The organism is Citrobacter sp. wls826 (genome assembly GCF_005281245.1).
Taxonomy (GTDB): domain Bacteria; phylum Pseudomonadota; class Gammaproteobacteria; order Enterobacterales; family Enterobacteriaceae; genus Citrobacter; species Citrobacter braakii.
This window is the reverse complement of the sequence record NZ_SZWS01000053.1, coordinates 125,599-126,241: the sequence shown is the minus strand read 5'-3', so window position 1 is coordinate 126,241 and position 643 is coordinate 125,599. Positions and strand designations below refer to the sequence as shown.

At 57.4% G+C, this 643-nt stretch carries 1 protein-coding gene; it reads left to right on the top strand.

Going from position 1 to position 643, the window contains the following annotated elements; translation table 11 throughout:
• Positions 1 to 643: sugar phosphate isomerase/epimerase (locus FDW87_RS13060; protein ID WP_252363177.1), on the top strand; the 643-nt coding region annotated here is incomplete at both ends.

Sequence of the window (643 nt, the reverse complement as noted above, 5' to 3'; positions counted from 1 at the left end):
CCGCCGCCTACGGCTACGACCAGGTGCGGGCCGCAGGCGGGCAAACGGCAATGTTGCCCATCATTGCCGAAGCCGGTGCTGACGGCGTCGAAATCCGCCGCGAGTTATTAACCGACGCCGAGCTGAAAACGCTGTCCACAATGGCCTCTGCAATCGAACTCTTCGGCCTGCTGGCCTGTTATTCAGCGCCTGAACCGTTATTCCTTGAGGATGGGAACCTGAATCCCCGACTTCCGCAGCTTCTCGAAGAAGCGCAGGCCCTACAGGCGCTGTGGTTAAAAGTCTCTCTCGGTCATTTTTCCCATACCGAACAGTTCGACGATTTACGTGAATGGCTGGACAACAGCGGAATGGAGCTGGTTGTGGAAAACGATCAGACCGCCTGCGGACGCCTGCAGCCGATGCAACGTTTCAATGAAGCCTGTCAGACGCAAAACCTGCCGATATCTCTGACTTTCGATATGGGCAACTGGCTGTGGGTTGGCGACTCCCCGGAACAGGCCGCGCAGAACCTGGCGCCAACCGTCGGATATATCCATGTCAAAGCCGCAGTTACGCATCGCGATAGCTACCGTGCCGTACCGCCTGATGAAGCAGATTCACGCTGGCTGGCGCTGTTAAAAACGCTGCCCAACGATGTTCC